The 4,008-nt window shown below is 65.7% G+C and carries 4 protein-coding genes; 2 read left to right on the forward strand and 2 right to left on the reverse strand.

All coding sequences use genetic code 11. From position 1 onward, the window contains the following. A partial coding sequence (locus ACMO6A_RS08050; RefSeq protein ID WP_418471058.1) for a helix-turn-helix domain-containing protein occupies positions 1 to 444 on the reverse strand: 444 nt, incomplete at its 3' end. 352 nt (positions 445 to 796) lie between these two features. Between ACMO6A_RS08050 and ACMO6A_RS08055 the strand changes: the two genes are divergently transcribed. Beyond that, complete coding sequence (locus tag ACMO6A_RS08055) at positions 797 to 1,351, forward strand: TetR/AcrR family transcriptional regulator (RefSeq protein ID WP_009609165.1); 555 nt, start codon at positions 797 to 799, stop codon at positions 1,349 to 1,351. Between the two features lie 341 nt (positions 1,352 to 1,692). Next, on the forward strand, positions 1,693 to 2,667 hold the full coding sequence (locus tag ACMO6A_RS08060; protein WP_009609171.1) for a hypothetical protein: 975 nt from the start codon (positions 1,693 to 1,695) through the stop codon (positions 2,665 to 2,667). 33 nt (positions 2,668 to 2,700) lie between these two features. Here ACMO6A_RS08060 and ACMO6A_RS08065 read toward each other — a convergent pair. Beyond that, positions 2,701 to 4,008: hypothetical protein (locus ACMO6A_RS08065; protein ID WP_418471059.1), on the reverse strand; the 1,308-nt coding region annotated here is incomplete at its 5' end.

Here is a 4,008-nt window from a genome sequence, read left to right on the forward strand (position 1 = left end):
GGGCTGCTGCACGGGCTGGGGCTGCGGTTGGGGCTGCGCCGGCGGGGCCTGGTGCGCCTGTTCGGCCGTCGCGCGAGCCTGCGCCGCGGCCACGGCCGCCTGCGCCGCGCGGACGGCGGCCTCATTGGCGCGCACGGCGGCCTCCTGCGCCTGCGCCTCGGCGGTGGCGTCCTTGTCCTTTTCCTCGAACGCCACGTCGTCCACCACGTCCTCGTCGATGCGCAGCAGGTCGTCGAGGGACACGCCGTACAGCTTCGCGAGCGCGATGAGATTCCCCGTATCGGGCGACGACTCGGCGCGCTCCCACTTCGACACCGCCTGCCGCGACAGGCCGAGCCGTTCGGCCAGCTCCTCCTGGCTGTATCCTTGCTCGCGTCGCATGGCTGCTAAGCGCTGGGCAATCTCGACGTTCATGAACGATCCCTTCTTCGACGTTGGGGACATGGCGTCCGCTCCTTCTCGATTACCAGCCTACGGTTGCCCGGCACGTTGCACCAGCATGTCTGGTTATCATTTTACGCAACCGCCGGTTGCATACGTCTGCAAAGTGGGATTTCATGACATCGGTCATGCCGACTTTTATGCGGTCGTCCTTCGATGCGTTTGGCTGCGGCGAAGCGGCGGACAAATCCCCCGATACCGGCGTTCCAAAAAGGCTGCGCGTTCGGACCTCGCGCATCGCCGTCTGCGCAACGCGCCGGCCCTCCCCGCGCGCTTCGACAAGCAACGGCTACCGGCCGGCGCCGATGCGTCCCGCATGTCCTATACTGGAACGATAGAGTCGAAGGAGGCGTCCATGGAAACCGGAAAGACCGATCGCCGCGTGCAGTACACGAAGCGCGCCCTCACGAGCGCCCTCATCGACCTCATGCGCGAGAACCACATCTCGAAGATATCCGTGAAGGCGCTGTGCGCCGCCGCCGACGTGAACCGCAGTACGTTCTACGCCCATTACCGCAACCAGTACGACCTGCTGGCGTACATCGAAGCCGAGGCGCTCGAAGATCTCAAGGCGCGCCTCCTGGCCGACGGCGAGCCGCGCACGCGCAACGTGGAGAAGATCCTGGAATACGCCAAGGAGAACGCCGACGTGTTCCTCATGCTGCTGGACGAAAGCGAGGGCGGCTTCCAGCGGCAGATCATGGAGCTGGCGCATCTGGTGGACCTGCAAATGTCCGACCAGGATGCGGCGGTGGACGCCGACGATCTGGAGTACATGTACCTGTTCGCCGTATCGGGCGCGTTGGGCATGCTGTCGCACTGGCTGAAGAAGGGCACGCCGCAATCCCCCGCCGAGATGTCCGAGCTGCTGATGAGCATGATCCAGCACGGCGTGGAGGAGCGCGCCTGAAGCGAGCGAGCATCGGGCAACGGCGCCGCGCGCCCACTGCGAAGTTGCGAGTCGTTTCGCCGACGCGCCCGCCTCGTTTCCGAGTTTCGCCCGAAGCACCCTCGCCAACCGGAGCGTCATCGTTCGCGAGACCGGATTGCACACGGATTTTCGGCCGCGGTTTCGCATTCTGGCAGAGAATCACGGTTTAGGCGCAAAATCAATGTCTCCCCTCCAACCAAAAGCCTAGATATCCAAAGAAGCACCAGGTCAGGTTTTTCGGCAGCCAACACAGATGCAGGAATCGCGATGCAGCTGCGCCCAAACCGTGATTCTCTGCCAGATTATGTTACGATGACCTGATGGATATACTTATCGGATACGAATCGGCGCTCGACCACTGGAGAACGGTGGGGCCGAATTACTTGCGCGGCTACGATGCGCGGCAAGCGGCGACAAGACGTGCGCGACGTGCGCTCACTTCAAGCGAGCGACCGACCCTTTCCGAGGGAAATCGGCGTCCTGCCGGATGCACCCTGCCCCTGCGCACGCTGGTGGGCAGCGTCGACGTCCGGACGAGAACGCCTGCCGTGCTCAGCAGCTTTTGCTCCGTCCTCCCCGAGAGGTCGTTCGTCGACGCGGGCGAGGGCTTTTTGATGAGCACGCCGGAGTTCTGCTTCTTGCAGATGGCGAACCGGCTGTCGCTCGCACGGCTCATAATGCTGGGATACGAGTTGTGCGGAACGTACGTCCTGGTAGACAAGGGGCCGGCACCGCGTCGCGACGCGCCGCTGACGACGGTCGCCAAGCTGCGGACTTTCGTCGAAGGCGCCTCGAACGCTCGCGGGAGGAAGAAGGCGCTGCGGGCTTTGCGCTACGTGTTGGACCGATCGGCCTCGCCGATGGAGTCTGCGCTGGCCATGCTGCTGTGCCTGCCGTACGGCCTGGGCGGGTACGGATTGCCCGAACCGCGACTTAACTACCGCGTCGACGTGCCGCCCAGCTTCCGCGCCATGGCCGACCGGAAGCACTGCGTATGCGACCTGTGCTGGCCCGAATCGAAGCTGGCCGCGGAGTACGACAGCGAGCTGCACCATGTCGACCCCGAACGGCGGGAAAGCGATGCGCGACGACGCAGCACCCTTATCACGCTCGGATTCACCGTGGTCACCGTGTCGAAGGGGCAGGTCATGGACAGCGGGGCGTTCAACCGGCTGGCGCATCAGCTGGCGAAGCGCCTGGGAAAGCGCCTGCGCTACGTCGACCCGGGCTTCACGCGCGCGCACCTCGAGCTGCGCGCCGAGCTGTTCGAGGCGATCGGGATACGCGAGAGGTGACGAACGGGGGGGCGCCGACGCCCCCCGTTCGCGCTACCCCTGGAACAGGGCGAGGAAGCGATCCCAGATGGTTTGCTCTTGCTCGGGCTCTTCCGGCTCGGGCGTTTCGGGCTGCTCGATTGCGGCCGTGGTCATGACGAACTGCACGGCTTCCACGTTGGCGTTCTGCGGCGACGCGAACGACACCGGGTCGAACTTCGGGAAGTCGAACTCGGCAGTCATGTCGGCGATCTGCCGCTTCATGGTTTCGGGCAGCGTGATGGTAGACGCGTTGAGCTGGTTCATGCCGCTGCTGAGCTCGCCCGCCCCGCCGGCCAGCTGGCCCGTGCCGTTTGCGAGCTGGTTTGCGCCCGATTCGAGTTGGCCGTAGTTCTCGGCGAGCGCCGACAGACCCGACGCGTACTGCGCAAGACCTTCGTGGAACCGGCCATACTCGCCAGATAGCTGCGCGATGCCTTCGACGAGCTGGGAGAGTTGGTCGAGCTGGCCGCCGCCCACGGCCGTTTCGAGCGCGGACGCCATGGAGCGGAGAGCGGCTTCTTGCTGGGCGAGGGCGCCGCCGCTTTGCGCATCGGCCGCCAACGCGCCCAACAGCTGGTCGGCGCCGGAGAAGGCGTCCTTCGTCGCGGCGTACGTGCCCTTGACGGTTTGGGCAGCCTGGTAGTTCGCGAGGAGCTGATTCACCGTGACGAGGTCGTCGGGGTTCTGCGACGTGCTTGCAAGGGCCATCAAGCTTCCGACCTGCTCTTCTGTCAACGTGCCGGCGGGAATGCCTTCGATGGCGCCCTCGAGCGCCGGGAGCGCCTGCGCGTAGCCCTGCTGGACGCGAACGACCTGTTGACGCAGCTCCGCAAGCCCGTCCGCGAGCGCGTTCAGCCCGCCCGGCAGCTGCCTCAGCTGGTCGAGCTGCGACAAATCAGCACCCTGCAAACCGCTCGCGACGGCCGACAGCGCAGCGTTGATCTGGCTCGACGCGCTCACCAACTGGCCGGACGAGCCGTTGAGCCTGTTCAACCCCTGACCGAACGCCGCAGCGCCCGACGACAGATCCTGTGCGCCGCCGGTCAGCTCGTCTACGCCCGAGGCGAGCGACGACGTGCCCTCCGCCAGCGCGCCGACCGCGTCCGATAGGTTCGTCATGCCGCTGACCATGCTTGAGGTGTCGGGCATCTCGACGACCGACGAGTACGGCAGCGCGGCGATCTGCGCGCCCGGCATCTTGAAGTTCCGCACCTTGGCCGTGAGCGTGAAATCGGCATCCTGACCGGGCAGGCCGGTGAAGGCAGCTGTAGCGTCTTCGCCGGATTGCGCGATGGTGGCTCCCTCGCCCTCCCCGTCGGA

Origin of the sequence: Eggerthella sp. (genome assembly GCF_048329335.1) — a bacterium.
In the GTDB taxonomy this organism is placed as follows: Bacteria; Actinomycetota; Coriobacteriia; order Coriobacteriales; family Eggerthellaceae; genus Eggerthella; species Eggerthella lenta.